This is a genomic window from Arthrobacter oryzae, from assembly GCF_030812315.1.
GTDB classification, from domain to species: Bacteria; Actinomycetota; Actinomycetes; order Actinomycetales; family Micrococcaceae; genus Arthrobacter; species Arthrobacter oryzae_B.
Genome location: NZ_JAUSSM010000009.1, coordinates 220069 through 235027 on the forward strand (window position 1 = coordinate 220069; position 14959 = coordinate 235027).

Genomic DNA, 14959 nt, shown 5'->3' on the forward strand with positions numbered 1-14959 from the left:
GTCGAAGGCTGAATCCAACGCGTTAGCGTCCCCCGGCGCTAAGGCGGTGCTGCACCCGAAAGTTGGACCTGACCACCGTTGCGCATGCTGGTTTTCGCATCGGACAGATCTTGTTCTTTTCAGAGGCTCCGGATGAACCGCGCTGGAACGCCACCAACAAGTGTGTTGGGTGCCACATTTGATCGAACTAAACTTCCTGCTGCAATGACGCTGCCGGCCCCAATGGTTACCCCCCCCAGAATAGTCACGGATGCGCCAATCCAAGTGCCTTCGCCTATGCTGATTGGTTCCACCCTGCTATCTCCTGCCCGCTGCTCTGGGAATCCTATTTCGTGGCCATCCGTAATGATGCGAACAAATGGGCCAATAGAGACTTTGTCTGCAATGGTGGTTTCTTTTCTTATGTAGCAGTCACGGCTGATGAATACGTTGTTTCCAATCGTCACGGGACCCAGGATGTCGGCGTTTCGCGAGACGAAGACATCTCGACCAATAGATACGGGACCTTCAAACGTCGCGTTAGGTCCCAGCCGAAATCTCGGTGCGTGCTGAACGTTCGTCCTCGGTACCAAGCCCCGAAGTCGGCCTGCAATCTTTTCCGTCAATACACCCATACGAATCAACCTATCCATTACCTGCGGGCTCCTCCGCGGTCCATGAACAACGTACATGACCAACGCAGCGCGCTTTGACGTGGGCCCAAGCCCGCTCAGCTTGCCGATCCTTACTGTTGCATTCGGTTGGCGTGCTTGGCTGAGCGGGCGGAAGTGTTGCCGACGGTTCGCCTCAGAATACACGCGAGACTGCTGGCCGCCGCGAGTGTCCGGCGAACTCGACTCCACCCTCCTTTGCGCGCACCAGCAAAGGACCAACACGGCCCCCGAGCGTGCGGGAAACGCATGGCGCCGGCACTGTACTTGGGTGGGGCTCCGCCCTACCCATCGCGCCGATCGCTCTTGACTGGGTCAGGGATGGGTTTCCGGTCACTGCTCGTCTGCCGTATTTGTCACGTCTATTCTGAATCCGGCACTAAGCCAGCACTGGTCGGTCATCCGAGCCTATTCCTTCGGCGTTCCGGGTCTAAGGAGTTGTCACTCCGTGTATGAAGTTAGCCGATCTAGCATCTACAGCCGCTACCTTCCCTGGCCGGCTCCACTCACGCCGTCCACCGGCGATCGCCAAGATTGCCCGGGCTAGCATCTCGTACGTTGATGTCTCCCTCCTGACATCTGATCGGGACGGACCAATCCGCGATGGACCTGGCGATTGCCCCTCCGATGTCATCCTGAGCGAGTCCCCGTTCGCGGGTTCGGCGTGCAAACTCTTGGTATGTTAAGGTGCGAAGTGCAACTCCCGATGGTCGGTGCATACGGACGTGTGTTACACGTTCTTGTGGAAAGAACCACTGCGACGTTCCGGCTTTCATCTTCCGGCGCCTTGACGAGCCGGCATCGACGTATTTCTGGCAGTGCACCAGGGCTAGGACAAACGGTCGTGATCGAGGGGTCGGACCGCCGGCTTGGTGAGGCTGCTGGAGGTCCTTGTAAGTAGAGCACGGCACGTGCGTATGAATCTGCCTGCTCACTCCTATAATGTTGGCGCGGGTATTGAAAAACTAATGGGGGAAATTTGAAGCCGAAGATTCAGTTATGGGACATTGTTCGCATAGTTGTCCCACTCGTTATCTCGGCCTACTTATTGAGAAAGGCCTGGGAGAACGGGCTCGATCTGAGGGTCTACTGGGCCGGGGCCAGGGCGTTTGTAAACGGTGATGATCTATACGCCCGAGGGCTGCAAGAGACCTTGAATGGCGGGATGGCGTTCACTTATCCTCCATTCGCGGCCGCACTCTTTTCCCCGATGGCCTTCTTGCCGTTTGAGTTGGTAAAGATCAGCCAAGCACTATTGAGTTTGGCGATGGCGTGCACACTAGGCACGCTTATTACTCGATTTTTAGTCTATTGCAGGGTGCTGCGAAGTGAGCACACTCGGGGGCAATTCCTATTGACCGTCGGGTTGATCACTGGCTTGGTACTCATGCTCGGGCCTTGGCGCGTGACTCTGTCTGTCGGCCAGATCAACCCACTGCTGATGGTGTTGGTCGTCCTGGACCTCATTCGGCCAACACGGGGCCATTCAAAGGCTTTCCTGCCCCAAGGTATCCTCACGGGAATCGCCGCTGGAATCAAGCTCACGCCGCTGACCTTCCTGCTTTACTTTGTGATCAGAAAAGACTTCAAGAGTGCAGCGCGAATGCTGGGAACCTTTCTCGCGACCGTAACGCTGATGTGGGTACTCACGCCCTCGTATTCAGTTCAGTACTGGTTATCTTCCCTTCTCGACACGAACCGAGTCGGCTCACTTCTGATGTACGAAAATGTTTCAATCCGCGGGTTTGTAGCTCGGTTTAGGATTGATGATGGAACTTCTACTGCACTTTGGGTCATAGGGGCTGTGGCGGCAATTAGTCTGGGAGCACTTGCTATCCACCGCCAGCGGGAATCGGATAATCAGTGGGTTGCAGTGTCCGCCACAGCATTGGTAATGCTGCTAGTTTCCCCAGTTTCGTGGGATCACCATTGGGTGTGGCTGGCAGTCATAATTCCCGCTGTGATGGGCAGTTGGTCGCTGGCCAGACCACGCTCATTTCATCTGCGCGAATTTGCTAGATCTTGGGCAGGGGTACTGACCCTCTTCACGGTCGGAGGGTTTGCATTAGGGTCGGCGCTGGCCGCTCAACTAACAGGCACTGAGAACCGCTTGGTAGGCGTCTCGACATTATCGGAAGTGGCAGCTGAACTCGGCATGTTCGGGGGCATGCTTATCCTCGGCTGGTTTGCTTTGTCGCCCACGTGTTCCGGGCGCGACGCCTCGCGGCGCCCGGGCGCCACCGTACGGCAGTCCGCAGCATTCAACGAAAGTGCCTGACCTGAACTTGCTCTTCCTTTACGGTGGTCCGAGCTAGTGTGTCATCGTTACCGCCGTCCTGTGTCCCGAAATGTTGCGAAGGGAGTGCATCAGTGAGCGAGGGCCCCCTTGTTCATGCGGCACGGGGAAACAGCTAAGCCATCGGTCATCCGGTCGATGGAACGTCTAGGAATGTCGTGGACTGGCTTCCAGAGCTCCACTTTATGTAACGCACTTACTGCAGCGGCGGCGCGACATTTGCAGACCGCTGCTAGTTTCGATGACGGGTTGATGGAAGCCGCGGGTGCTGGGAGCAGCCGCGCCAAAGGCCAAATTACCTCGTATCCACGTCCTCAAAAACCAAAAACGTCTGCGTATCTAGCACCCCAGGCATGGATTGTAGTTGGTCGAAGATCACCCGTCGCAGGTCCACGTTGTCCACCGCCCGCACCAGCAGGATGACGTCGAAATCCCCACCCACCAGGGCGATGTGGTGCACCTCCGGGATGGCACGCAGGAGCTCGCGGAGTTCGCGCCACGAATGCTGCCGCACCTTAAGCGTCACGTAGGCGGAGGATTTGAGCCCCGCCTTAATAGGATCAACAAGCGCAGTGAACTTGGTCAGCACGCCCTCGCCGGTCAGCCTCGCGATCCGCGTATAGGCGTGCGCCCGTGAGATATGGACGTTCTCCGCCACCTGAGTGACGGACATCCGCCCGTCCCGGGTCAGCTCCGCGATGATGTTCCGGTCCACGTCATCCAGCGGCACCGCCACCTGGTCCGCTTCTGTCCCTGCCATTTGTCCACAACTCCAGTCGGTTACCCAGCTCACACTTACGATTCGTCTTTCAGACTAGGCCAGAATTCCCTACTTCTCCACGATTCTGCGCGGGACTGGATACGAATATTCCTTCAGGGCGATACTGGAAACGAATAGTGGCTACAGAAGGACGGACCAATGACGATCTCCGCGGACCACACCGCCCTCGGGCAGGACGCGCCGGAACAGCCGGCCGAGAACCGTGTGACTGAAGGCGCCGCCGCTGAGGCTGTACGCAAGTTCGGCATCACGGTGGAGGACTACATGCTGCCGGCCCGCCACCAGATCCAGATGGTGGACCAGGACGGCACCCTGAACCCCCACACCGAGCAGGGCGCCCAGCCCGGCCACGAATACGCGCTGCCCGGCGACGCCGAACTGCTGGCTGCCTACGAGCAGCTTGTCGTCGGCCGCCGCGTCAATGACCAGAACTCCGCCCTGGTCCGTCAGGGCCGCATGGCTGTCTACCCCTCCAGCCACGGCCAGGAGGCATGCCAGGTGGCAGCCGCGCTCAGCCTCGCCGACGGCGACTGGATCTTCCCCACGTACCGCGACTCCGTGGCCGTTATGGCCCGCGGTGTGGACCCTGTCCAGACCATGACCCTTTTCCGCGGGGACTGGCACAGCGGCTACGACCCCACCAAACACAAGGTGGGCATCCAGTGCACACCGCTCACCACCCAGCTGCTTCACGCCGTCGGTGTTGCCCACGCCGCGAAGCTCCGCGGCGAGGACACCGTGGTCCTGGCCATGTGCGGCGACGGCGCCACCAGCGAAGGCGACTTCCACGAGGCCCTGAACTTCGCGGCCGTTTTCCACCTTCCTGTCGTCTTTTTCGTGCAGAACAACCAGTACGCCATTTCGGTGCCGCTGGCCCACCAGTCCGTGGCGCCCTCGCTCGCGCACAAAGCCGTGGGCTACGGTATGGCCGGCGAACGTGTGGACGGCAACGACGTCGTCGCCCTGCTCGCCGTTTTGGGCCGGGCGGTCAAGCTGGCCCGCGAAGGCTCCGGCCCGCTCCTGGTGGAGGCCCACACCTACCGCATGCAGGCGCACACCAACGCCGATGACGCTACCCGCTACCGCCAGGACAGCGAAGTGGCCCAGTGGGTGGCCAGGGATCCGCTGAAGCGGATGCAGACCTATCTAACGGACCGCGGACTGCTGGACGACGACGGCGCCGCGCGGATCGCGGAGAAAGCGGAGCAAGTTGCCACGCAGCTTCGTGAAGGCCTAGGTGAGGACGTCCCGGTCGACCCGCAGGATCTGTTCCGCTACGTTTTCTCCACCCCCACCCCGCAGCTGAAGGAACAGTCCGCCCTGCTTGCCGACGAACTGGCCCGCGACGCCGGCGCCGGCGCATCATCCGATACGGAGGCCGCAAAATGAGCCCCACTGTCACCACCTCCTCCGAGGTCAACGGCAACGTCAGTGCGGCAACTGCCCGCGCCGCCGCCAAGGCGGCCGCCACCGCCGAATCAACCGGTCCACAGATGATCACGATGGCGAAGGCACTGAACACCGCCATGGCCGACGCCATGCACGCCGACTCCTCCGTGCTGGTGTTCGGCGAGGACGTCGGAATGCTCGGCGGCGTCTTCCGGATCACGGACGGCCTCACCAAGACTTTCGGTGAGTCCCGCTGCTTCGACACCCCGCTGGCCGAGTCCGGCATCGTCGGCATGGCCGTGGGGATGGCCATGAACGGCATGCGCCCGGTGATCGAAATGCAGTTCGACGCTTTCGCCTACCCGGCCTTCGAGCAGATCGTCAGCCACGTGGCCAAGATGCACAACCGGACCAAGGGCGCGGTCAAGCTGCCCATCGTCATCCGCGTCCCGTACGCCGGCGGCATCGGGGGAGTGGAGCACCACTGCGACTCCTCCGAGTCCTACTACGCCCACACCGCCGGCCTGAAGGTCTTCACCCCGGCCACCGTGGCCGACGGCTACCGCATGCTCCGCGAAGCCATCGACTCCGACGACCCGGTGATGCTTATGGAGCCGAAGAAGCTTTACTGGTCCAAGGACTTGGTGGACCTTGAAGGGCTCCGCGCCGAGCACGCCGCGAACGCCGAGCGGGGGACTTCCTCGGAAGGCCGCGCCGCCGTCGCCCGTCCCGGCACCGATGCCACACTGATCGCCTACGGCCCGTCCGTGCCGACCGCGCTGGCCGCCGCTGCCGCGGCGGCAGAGGAGGGCCGCTCGCTGGAAGTAATCGATATCCGCTCCATTGTGCCGTTCGACGACGAGACCGTCTGCGCGTCGGTCCGCAAGACCGGCCGTGCCGTGGTCATCGCTGAGGCCCATGGCTTCGCATCGGTGTCTTCGGAGATCGTCGCAAGGGTGCAGGAGCGTTGCTTCCACTACCTGGCCGCGCCGATCCGCCGCGTCACCGGATTCGACGTGCCCTACCCGGCACCGAAGCTTGAACACTATTACCTGCCCGGCGTGGACCGCATCCTCGACGCCGTTGACGACCTCCAGTGGGAAGACTGATCAGATGAGCGAAACGAAAGTGTTCCTGCTGCCGGACCTGGGCGAAGGCCTCACGGAAGCCGAACTGGTGAACTGGCTCGTGGCCGTGGGCGACGAAATCCGCGTCGACCAGCCCATCGCCGAAGTTGAGACCGCGAAATCCATGGTGGAGGTCCCATCGCCGTACGCCGGTACCGTTGCCGTGCTTCACGGGGAACCGGGCCAGACCCTTGACGTCGGGAAGCCGCTGATCTCGGTCACGCCCATCGGCTCCCCGGTTGCTGAGCCTGCCGATTCCAAGACCCCGGTAGTGGAGTCTGTCGAAACCGAGCCTTCCGCATCTGTCGCGGCAGAAACTTATCGTGATGAGGAGAAGGCCGGCTCTGGCAACGTCCTCATCGGATATGGAACACCAGGAGGACACGGCGTCGCCCGGCGCACTCGCGCACGTAAGCCGCCGGTTGACGGGGACGCCGAGACTGGTGCCGTCGCAACCAAGGTCAGCGATGCGGAGAAGGCGGCCGATGACCTCCTGCTTCTGCGCACCCGTGTTCCAGGCAAACTCGGTGCGGTGATTTCGCCGCTGGTCCGCAGGATGGCTCGTGACCATGGAGTTGATTTGGGGGGACTCCAGGGGTCGGGTGCAAGCGGGCTGATCATGCGCAAGGATGTCGAGGCGGCGATCGCTCCCGCCCCTGCGGTAGAGCCGCATCGGGTCGCTGAGCCTGCCGAAGCGCGGCGCCCGTTGTCTGAGACGCGTTCTGTGGTTGAGCCTATCGAAACCGGCGCGGAGATCGACTCCCGCACAGGTCTCGGCATCACCGCCCGGACGCCGGTCCGGGGCGTTCGCAAGGCTGTTGCCGCCAACATGACCCGCAGCCGCTCCGAGATTCCGGAGGCGACGGTATGGGTCGACGTGGACGCCACGGCTCTCGTGGAGATGCGTGCGGCCTTGAAGAAAGCGGACCCGCACAACACTCCCGGTTTGCTGGCTTTCATCGCGCGGTTTGTCACCGCCGGATTGAAGAAGTATCCGGAGCTTAACACCCGGATTGTCACCACGGAGGACGCCGCGGGCGGGGAGAGCCAGGAGATCGTCGCGTTCGACGGCGTCAACCTGGGCTTCGCGGCGCAGACGGACCGCGGACTGATGGTGCCATCCGTGCGCCATGCGGACAAGATGAGTGCCCGTGAACTGGATGCCGAAATCCGACGGCTATCCGTGGTTGTCCGTGAGGGAAGGGCGACGCCTTCGGAACTCGGCAGCGGGACTTTCACCCTGAACAACTATGGGGTGTTCGGGGTGGACGGCTCTGCCGCGATCATTAACCACCCGGAGGTGGGAATTCTCGGCGTTGGCCGGATCATCGACAGGCCGTGGGTGGTCAACGGCGAGCTGGCGGTCCGTAAGGTTACTGAACTGACGCTGACATTTGATCACCGCGTCTGCGACGGGGGAACAGCAGGTGGGTTCCTGCGCTACGTGGCTGATGCGATCGAGAACCCCGGAACGGCGCTGGCGGATATGTAGGCCAGGGCTTCGGTAGCGGCGTCCAATAGCTCCATTTCCGGATTGGCCCTTCTGGCGGCCTCCGTGACGCTTGTGTCTGATCTGTGGCCACGGCGAATGCAAAAGGTGCATAGTGGTTTCTATCGGTTAGCACTATGGGTCAGGAGTGCTGTGATGGAGGTCGACGAAGACGTACGGCGAAAGGCCGTCTCAGCTGTGCTCGACGGTGGCATGACCCAGGTTTCCGTGTGCCGACAATACGGGCTGAAGGCCCACCGGCTAAGGGTTTGGCTTTCGGAGGAGAAACTCCGACGAGCTAACTTACACCGCACGACCTCGGACGAATCGACGGAAGTCCGGCTCAACCGACTAATTGGGGAATGGGGCACTAACGCCGAAGCGTTCGGCCGTCAGTTGCATCAGGGACTCAAAAGGGCCAAAAGCACCAATACGTTTTTCACCTATCTAGGCTTCGTGTTCATCCTCGTCACTTTCGCCCTGAATGTACTCGTTGCTGCGGTGATCGGCGCCCTGATCACGGGCTACGTCGTCGGAGCCGATTCCTGGCAAGCAGCAACCTTCAATTCTCTGGCCGTGGTTGTAGTCGGCGGAGTGGTCGTCGTTGGGCTGTTCGCCATCGCTCTGTACTTTGCCGGGCTTGTATACCGGGTCTGTGCCCCGTTCGCTTATTCGGTTTCAAACCTTCGCCACGCTTGGGAGAATTTGGAGTTGCATGGCGCCGAAATGTTCGAGGCGCCCAAGAACCGCCAGGAGAAGCTGGCGTGCAAGGACATCACTAAGTCAATGGGACGCGCTGCGCAGGTTCTGGATGTCACGCGCCGACGTGGCCGGGTCCACGGTTCACCCCTCTCGAAGGAGGGCGAACGATCTGCACGGAGAAACGTAGCCGCTTCAATTGGAGGGGCCGAGGATTTGCTTTGGCACCATAGCAGCCGTGCCTTCGGCCCGGCGGTTGAAATTATGCAAATTGCCGCCTACGAGACTGTTCTGCGCAGGTGGGCTCTCCACGATCTGAAGCATCTCGCTGAACAGATGCGGCCATCCCTGTGGGAACGAAGAATCTATCCTGCTCTGAAAGGCGCAGGAGCATTCGGCACTACCGTTGGGACGATGGCTTTGCAGATCTTTGGCGCCGAGGACCAGACTCCGAGCCACCTCATTCGGGGAATTCTCGAATCCCGGGGCTGGATACCGTTGTGAACGAACCTCGCGCGGGCAGCTCAGGCAGCCGGGCCCGCCTCTTTGCTAAGTGAGGGCGGCAGCGGAGAACGACACCAGCTATGTATGCAAGTCCGAGTGCTCCGCACACCTGACGCTAACCACTGAGGTGCCATTGCCGCTTTCGGGGGATCCATACGATGTGACGTGGTTTGTCGTGACGCCGCATGCGGCGCAAAAGGTCTTGTGCTGTTTAGTAGCCATAGACAGAGTAGCCATAGACAGATCATAAGCAGTCATAGGTTTCTCCTGGGTTACCGCAGTGGAACAAAAGGCGCACCATAAGGTCACAACAGCATTGCCACGCCCGTCGCCACCAGCCACGGCGACCATGCGATGTACGTGACGGGGGTCAGTGCAGCAGCCACTTTCCAACCGTGGCGCTCGAAGGGGCCAACGAACTCCATCGAGCAGACCGCAGCACGGCGCCCACCACAATGCCCACAATGCCCAGCCATGCCGGTACTGCGCCGCTCTGTGTGATCGCGGCCCCGGCCAGGACGCTCCACGGCCCCGTGAACAGGTAGCCGAGATGCTCGCCCACCGCTACGCCTAGGTACGGGTTGAACGACTGGAAGACGACGTCCACCGCTTCCTTCCGCGCGTCGGAGGCGTCCGGCTCTCCTGCCGCCCGGGCCAGATACGGCACCAGGAACGGCCAGCGGATCAAGCCAAGGAACTGCACCACCGCAGCCAGGACGCCGACGGTTGAGCCCAGACTGAGCAGCAGGACATCCGCACCTTGCAGGACACCTGCCAGCAGCACTGCCAGCGGGGCCAGCAGGACGGCCGTCATGGCGAACGCCCACCAGAGCAGGACGAGCGCCGAGCCGCCCTGCCGGAAGCGTTCCAGCACTTCACTGGTGGGGCGGCGGAGGATGTCCGGGTAGTCGAGCTTTGGGGCCAGCGCTGCGAAGGCTGTATTGAAGGCAACCGGGAGCAGGATCAGCAGGACGGCCGCTGCGACGGTGGCGTTCACAGGACGGGCTTCCCGGACGCAGAGGCCGCCGCGGCAGGAGCGCTCTCGGCCCGACGCTGGATAGCGGGCCCGAGGAGGCGCCGCAGCATCAGCCCGGTAGCAGCCATGGTCACCAGCGCGCCACTGGAACCGAACGCGACGTAGCCGTTCTCGGCGTCGACGATTACATTCGCATTGACCGCCAGCCGATGGCCCAGCTGATGCTTACGGTTACCGTCCACAGCGCCGTGACGCGCCGGTCTCTACGCAACGCGACCCCCTGAGCTGCGCCGGTGACCAGCCCCGACATGACGAGTGCCGGCGTCGTGGTTCCTGCCCAGGTGGCGACGGCCGCCAGAGCGCTGCCGGCGCCGATCCCGAGGACTGTGGCGAAACCCCGCAGCCGCCGCGCCCGGAACTCGCTTACCGTTGACGCCATCCTGGACGCCGCGGAGCACGTGGCGGCAACCGGGTTCGAGTCGCTGACCGTTCGTGCCATCGCGGTTGCCCTGGAGGCCGCGCCCATGTCCCTGTACCGCTACTTCGCCACCAAGGACGAGCTGGTGGACGCACTGCTCAACCGGGTCCTCGGGCGGTTCGCGGCTCCACCGGAAACTGCTGACTGGCCGGACGACCTGGCGGCGTTCGCGCGGAACCACCGCCAGATGCTGCGCGAACATCCGTGGGCGGTCACCGCGCTGATAGTACACCCCTATCCGGGAGTGAACGCCCTGCCCATCGGCGAAGCCGGGCTGCGCATCCTCCAGGGTGCGGGCATCACGGGGGACGCCGCGGTCGCCGCCTTCAGCGGAATAGTGGCACTGAACTACGGCTGGTCGTCCTTCGTCCTGGCCCGCGAGGCAGCTGAGGCGGCCAGCGGCGGGGGAGCGGTGCAGCTGCCGCCGGCGCCGCCGGAGTTTCCGCTCACCGCGGTGGTGGCCGACCCATGAACCGTTTCGGCAGTGAAAAGCATTACGAGCGGAACCTGAGGCATCTGCTCGCCGGGATCGAATCCGACAGCCGAGGTTAGCCGTCCGCCTGTGCCCGAGGCTGGGACCGGGCGGGCATCCAGCGTGACAGCAATGAAGCCGGCAGCAGGAGCAGCCACAGCAGCGGCGTGTACGCGTTCAGAAAGAATGCGGCCTGGATGCTGAGCAGGAAGACGACCGGCACGGCAATGCGGGCAGTGAATACCCGCCGATGGACATGGCCCCCCATTCCCGGATCCATGAGTTTCGCATGCCGGGCGTAGCTCCAGATCCCCGCGAGCAGCAGGTAGATTGCGCCGATGTTGGCGGCGTACAGAATGCTGGGCCATGGGGTGGGATCGTCCCCGTATTCGCTGAGGACGGACGTGGGAGCCGGGAGCATGGCGATGAAGAACAGCAGGGCCAGGTTCAGCCATGCCAGCGTCGGATTGAAATCGCGGATCAGGGCGAAATCCGAATGGTGCGACAGCCAGGTTTTGGCGATGATCACAAACGACAGCGCGTAGGCGACGAGCTCCGGCTAGGCGTCAAACAGCGCGCCGTCCAGCTGTGCCGCGGCGATTCCCTCGGGCAGTTTCAGGTCCAGGGCCAGCAGGGTCAGGGCGACGGCAAAGACAGCGTCGCTGAAAAACACCATCCGCTCCAGGGACGTTCCGGATTCCATGCGGGCACCTCCGCGTCCTCGGCCGGGCAACCGAAGTGCGGCACAGGTTACTCGCCTGCGCTGAACATGGCGATGGCCGCACTTTTGGTCAGCCGCCGCGTGCTGTTCATCAGGCTTCCCCCAGCTCGGCGTGGGTAGAATCGAGGCCTAGGATCGCCGGAACGCATGAATACGGAGAACAGAATGTCGCGATGGATGGAGGTCGGCCAGGGCAACTATGTGCTGACCACCGAAGGCTCGAAGCTCAATACCGGACTCATAGTCGGCGCTGAACGGGCCATGGTGATCGACACCGGCTGCGGGCCCCGGCAGGGCCGGGAAATCCTGGCCGCCGTGCGCGAAAAGACACAGCTGCCGCTGGTGGTGGTGAACACCCACGCCCACTATGACCATTTCTTCGGTAACGCCGTCTTCGCGGACGACGGCGTCACGGAGTTCTATGCGCACGAGAACTGCGCGCGCGAGATTGAGGAAAACGGGGACGGGCAGCGCCGCATGGTCGCCACGCTGGAACCCGAAATGGCCGCCGGCGAAGGCGCCGACGCAGAGCTGGTGGTCCCGAACGCGATCGTGAAGGACCAGCCGGTCCTGGTGGACCTCGGCGGCCAGACCGTCACGCTGTTCTACCTTGGCCGCGGCCACACCGACGGCGACCTGCTGGTGGGAACCTCCGCCACCCTGTACGCCGGAGACTTGGTCGAGCAGGGTTCGCACCCGTCGTTCGAGGACGCCTTCCCGGAGGAATGGGCCGACGCCCTGCGGCACGTGTCCGCACTGCGCCACCGCTACGAATTCCTCATCCCGGGTCACGGCGAACCCTGCAGCGACCAGTTCGTGAAGACCATGGCTAACACCATGTCCACCGCCGTGCGCCAGGCAATCCAGTCCATCCGCGACACCCCGAGCGACGCCACCAAGGCGATCCCGGTGCTGCCGTACGGGCCGGAGCAGTCCCGCTGGTTCATCAAGCGCCTGCAGGAGACGCGGGCGCACCACTAAAAGACGCCTCCCCTCGACGGTTCAATTCGAGCAAAACCGGGTCAGCCCCGACAGTTGCTTCATGAGGCCGGCAAGCTATGAACACGGGTAGCAAGGAGTGGATTCGGGGTACTGAGGAGAATGCAAAAGGACTAGCCCGAAGTCCATTTTGATAATCGTCAGGTCTAGAACCAAGCCAAGTACTCCGGATTCGACGTGTTCCGATCGTGGGTCAGGAATTCCCACGGTTTCGACCCGGCCTGACGCGGAACGTTCGCGGCGACGCCTCCGAGCGGGAACTGAACCAGTCTTACTAGGGCATATCTTGAGCCAGTCTTGATGGAGTCCTGAGTTGCCGTACAGGTGGGATGAGTATGGTCGTCCGCATTGGAAAACAATTTGCCAGCGAATCTCACCGGCACGGCGAACGCAGCGTGCGGGCACGCAGGAATCGTCTCCTTGCCTACGTCATTCTCGCATCTCTGGCCACGGTGACGGCCATCGTTGTTTGGATGGCAGTCACCCGCTGAAGCTAGTGGTCAGTCCGGTCATACTCACCCTGTGAGGATGCGGGCTCGGCATCTGGCCTCTTGGCGGTGCGACGAGCGAGCTTGTCCCAGCGTGCGGCCAGACCCCACTTCGTCACGTTGATCATGGCCTCAATGACGATACTGCCGCTCATTTTTGAAGAGCCTAGCTCGCGCTCCACGAAAGTGATGGGACGTTCCTCGATACGAAGGTCCAACTTGGCTACCCGCCAGGCCAAATCGACTTGGAAGCCGTAACCGACCGAGTCCACCTCGTCAAGGTTCAGCTTTTCAAGCGTGGACCGGCGGAAGGCTCGGTACCCGCCGGTTACGTCCTTGATCTTGAGGCCCAGCATGATACGCGCATACGTACTGCCCATCCGGGATATGGCCTGCCGGTGGAGCGGCCAGTTTACCACGCTTCCACCGCGCACCCAGCGCGAGCCCAAGGCCAAATCAGCGCCCTGTTCAACGGCGCCCAACAAGAGCGTCAACTGCTCGGGCTGATGCGAACCGTCGGCGTCCATTTCCACCAAAACGTCGTATCCGGCATTCAGGCCCCACCGGAAGCCTGCAATGTAGGCGGCTCCCAGCCCTTCCTTTCCCTTTCGGTGCAGAACGTGAACCTGGCTGTCTCCGGATGCGATGTCGTCTGCCAGCTGACCGGTGCCGTCGGGGCTGTTGTCGTCAACAACAAGGACGTCCGCTGCTGGCACCGCGGCACGAAGACGCGCCAAAGTGACGGGAAGAGACTCCAGCTCGTTATAGGTAGGAATGATGGTGAGCACACGCACAGGGGGAGACCTTTCCTTGGATGTGATTGGCTATCGCGCTTACGGCGCCGCGCGCAGTCGGGCGCGTCATTACGCAATCTCCCCAAGCATAGGGCTTCCCGTGTGCGTAGTTGTCGATGCCCGTGGCCGGTAATAATACTTTCAAGGCGACCCTCATCACCTATGATCAGCTTTGACGTGCTCGAACCGCTGACTCCAGATGGACCTGGGACTTAGGAAACAGCCGAGCGACGGGCACGGTCATAACTAAGGATATTTGGGGGAACTGGAAGAGCGCTTTGGCGTTGCCGACTGGGCCCATGCGTGACCGTCGACGCAGCAACTGGCGGGGTTACCGAGGCGCCACACTGGTGGGAGGAATGGGGTGACTCACCGCTTTTGTTGGCTCATGGATTCCCTCGCTCTGGCACGAGACTGCGACGATATCGGCTGCCCGAAGGTCGCCTCAGGAGTACTCGATCTGCTGCAATCGGTTGATGCCGTATATGGCTTTTATATTCCTGCTCACGCAAGGTTGGACAGCTCTCTTCAGCTACGCCGAGGTATAGCTAAGCCTTCCTTCGGCGCTGGAAGCAGCCGTCGCCTGCGCTGGCAATGTCCTCATCGGCCAGCGACTAGGCAGTCAGGCTGTTGGCAGCCGGCAGCGTCCTGGCGGTGGTGCCGCGTATGGTCTGGGCATGGAGTCGCGGTCCTATGCACTGGCTGCTGCCGTCGGCGTCGTATTGACGTTGATACCACTCAAGGCCTGCGATTCGAAGCGCGACTTATCCTGGGTGCTTTACGTTGTCGTCGCTGTTTCTGGAGTGCTGCTTTTCATGTTCTTCGGGCTCCTTGTCGAAGCCCACTTCGCTGCGGCACGAACGCGATCTTGCCGTTCGCCGGGTTCGAGAGCAGCTTACGGAACCAGCTGGTCAGCTTCGTCGCACCGAGGCCCTGCTGGATGAAGTCGGTGGCCGCCGTGGTGGTGTCCAGCTTGGATGGTGGCGGCAATAGTCGCCTTTTGTCCCGTCCTTGACGGGCGGTACGCAAGCTTACCCGGTCATACCGCAACACCAGTGAGCGGTGTGGGTATCAGGGGTCTGGCAATTCGTAAAGT

At 62.1% G+C, this 14959-nt stretch carries 13 protein-coding genes and 1 pseudogene; 7 read left to right on the forward strand and 7 right to left on the reverse strand.

Translation table 11 applies throughout. The annotated features are described in order from the left end of the window. Positions 1-119: 119 nt before the first annotated feature. Positions 120-671, reverse strand: a complete 552-nt coding sequence (locus J2S97_RS24045) for an acyltransferase (RefSeq protein ID WP_373460587.1) — start codon at positions 669-671, stop codon at positions 120-122. A 958-nt stretch (positions 672-1629) separates the two neighbouring features. Here J2S97_RS24045 and J2S97_RS18220 point away from each other — a divergent pair. Beyond that, the gene (locus J2S97_RS18220; protein ID WP_307051348.1) at positions 1630-2928 is read left to right on the forward strand and encodes a glycosyltransferase 87 family protein; all 1299 of its coding nucleotides are present in this window, start codon (positions 1630-1632) and stop codon (positions 2926-2928) included. Positions 2929-3241: 313 nt separating this feature from the next. Here the strand turns inward: J2S97_RS18220 and J2S97_RS18225 are convergent, their stop codons facing one another. Next, complete coding sequence (locus J2S97_RS18225) at positions 3242-3706, reverse strand: Lrp/AsnC family transcriptional regulator (RefSeq protein WP_305942003.1); 465 nt, start codon at positions 3704-3706, stop codon at positions 3242-3244. A gap of 159 nt (positions 3707-3865) precedes the next feature. On the opposite strand from J2S97_RS18225, the gene pdhA reads away from it, so the two are divergent. The 4 genes from pdhA to J2S97_RS18245 all read left to right on the forward strand — a co-directional run bounded on the left by pdhA (position 3866) and on the right by J2S97_RS18245 (position 8935). After that, on the forward strand, positions 3866-5116 hold the full coding sequence (pdhA, locus tag J2S97_RS18230) for a pyruvate dehydrogenase (acetyl-transferring) E1 component subunit alpha (protein ID WP_307051349.1): 1251 nt from the start codon (positions 3866-3868) through the stop codon (positions 5114-5116). Beyond that, positions 5113-6225 (forward strand): alpha-ketoacid dehydrogenase subunit beta, encoded by a 1113-nt coding sequence (locus J2S97_RS18235; protein WP_307051350.1) that lies wholly within the window; start codon positions 5113-5115, stop codon positions 6223-6225. The genes pdhA and J2S97_RS18235 overlap by 4 nt, the downstream gene beginning before the upstream one ends. 4 nt (positions 6226-6229) lie before the next feature. Then, complete coding sequence (locus J2S97_RS18240; RefSeq protein WP_307051351.1) at positions 6230-7735, forward strand: dihydrolipoamide acetyltransferase family protein; 1506 nt, start codon at positions 6230-6232, stop codon at positions 7733-7735. Positions 7736-7888: 153 nt separating this feature from the next. Continuing rightward, positions 7889-8935, forward strand: a complete 1047-nt coding sequence (locus J2S97_RS18245; protein ID WP_307051352.1) for a hypothetical protein — start codon at positions 7889-7891, stop codon at positions 8933-8935. A gap of 370 nt (positions 8936-9305) precedes the next feature. Here the strand turns inward: J2S97_RS18245 and J2S97_RS18250 are convergent, their stop codons facing one another. Both J2S97_RS18250 and J2S97_RS18255 read right to left on the reverse strand, forming a co-directional pair. Then, entirely contained in the window at positions 9306-9932 is a 627-nt protein-coding gene (locus J2S97_RS18250; RefSeq protein ID WP_307051353.1) for a DUF4386 domain-containing protein, read from the reverse strand. Then, positions 9929-10153 (reverse strand): hypothetical protein, encoded by a 225-nt coding sequence (locus J2S97_RS18255; protein WP_307051354.1) that lies wholly within the window; start codon positions 10151-10153, stop codon positions 9929-9931. Before J2S97_RS18255 ends, J2S97_RS18250 begins: the two co-directional genes overlap by 4 nt. Before the next feature lie 51 nt (positions 10154-10204). Here J2S97_RS18255 and J2S97_RS18260 point away from each other — a divergent pair, with 51 nt between their 5' ends. Next, positions 10205-10861, forward strand: coding sequence for a TetR/AcrR family transcriptional regulator (locus J2S97_RS18260; RefSeq protein WP_307051355.1), 657 nt, complete (start codon positions 10205-10207; stop codon positions 10859-10861). Between the two features lie 76 nt (positions 10862-10937). On the opposite strand, the pseudogene J2S97_RS18265 reads toward J2S97_RS18260, so the two are convergent. Next, positions 10938-11564 (reverse strand): annotated as a pseudogene (locus tag J2S97_RS18265) (TMEM175 family protein). 183 nt (positions 11565-11747) lie between these two features. Here J2S97_RS18265 and J2S97_RS18270 point away from each other — a divergent pair. Further along, positions 11748-12563 carry an MBL fold metallo-hydrolase gene (locus J2S97_RS18270; protein ID WP_307051356.1) on the forward strand — a complete coding sequence of 272 codons (816 nt, stop codon included), beginning with the start codon at positions 11748-11750 and terminating at the stop codon, positions 12561-12563. Between the two features lie 511 nt (positions 12564-13074). On the opposite strand, the gene J2S97_RS18275 is transcribed toward J2S97_RS18270, so the two are convergent. Together J2S97_RS18275 and J2S97_RS18280 are read right to left on the reverse strand one after the other, a co-directional pair. Then, positions 13075-13863 carry a polyprenol monophosphomannose synthase gene (locus tag J2S97_RS18275; RefSeq protein ID WP_307051357.1) on the reverse strand — a complete coding sequence of 263 codons (789 nt, stop codon included), beginning with the start codon at positions 13861-13863 and terminating at the stop codon, positions 13075-13077. A gap of 813 nt (positions 13864-14676) precedes the next feature. Further along, positions 14677-14853 (reverse strand): hypothetical protein, encoded by a 177-nt coding sequence (locus tag J2S97_RS18280; protein WP_307051358.1) that lies wholly within the window; start codon positions 14851-14853, stop codon positions 14677-14679. Positions 14854-14959: the final 106 nt, after the last annotated feature.

Bases quoted from the DNA above. Each gene is read 5' to 3' on its own strand.
- J2S97_RS24045 (WP_373460587.1), bottom strand. From the start codon at position 671: ATGTACGTTGTTCATGGACCGCGGAGGAGCCCGCAGGTAATGGATAGG.
- J2S97_RS18225 (WP_305942003.1), bottom strand. From the start codon at position 3,706: ATGGCAGGGACAGAAGCGGACCAGGTGGCGGTGCCGCTGGATGACGTG.
- pdhA (WP_307051349.1), top strand. From the start codon at position 3,866: ATGACGATCTCCGCGGACCACACCGCCCTCGGGCAGGACGCGCCGGAA.
- J2S97_RS18235 (WP_307051350.1), top strand. From the start codon at position 5,113: ATGAGCCCCACTGTCACCACCTCCTCCGAGGTCAACGGCAACGTCAGT.
- J2S97_RS18240 (WP_307051351.1), top strand. From the start codon at position 6,230: ATGAGCGAAACGAAAGTGTTCCTGCTGCCGGACCTGGGCGAAGGCCTC.
- J2S97_RS18245 (WP_307051352.1), top strand. From the start codon at position 7,889: ATGGAGGTCGACGAAGACGTACGGCGAAAGGCCGTCTCAGCTGTGCTC.
- J2S97_RS18270 (WP_307051356.1), top strand. From the start codon at position 11,748: ATGTCGCGATGGATGGAGGTCGGCCAGGGCAACTATGTGCTGACCACC.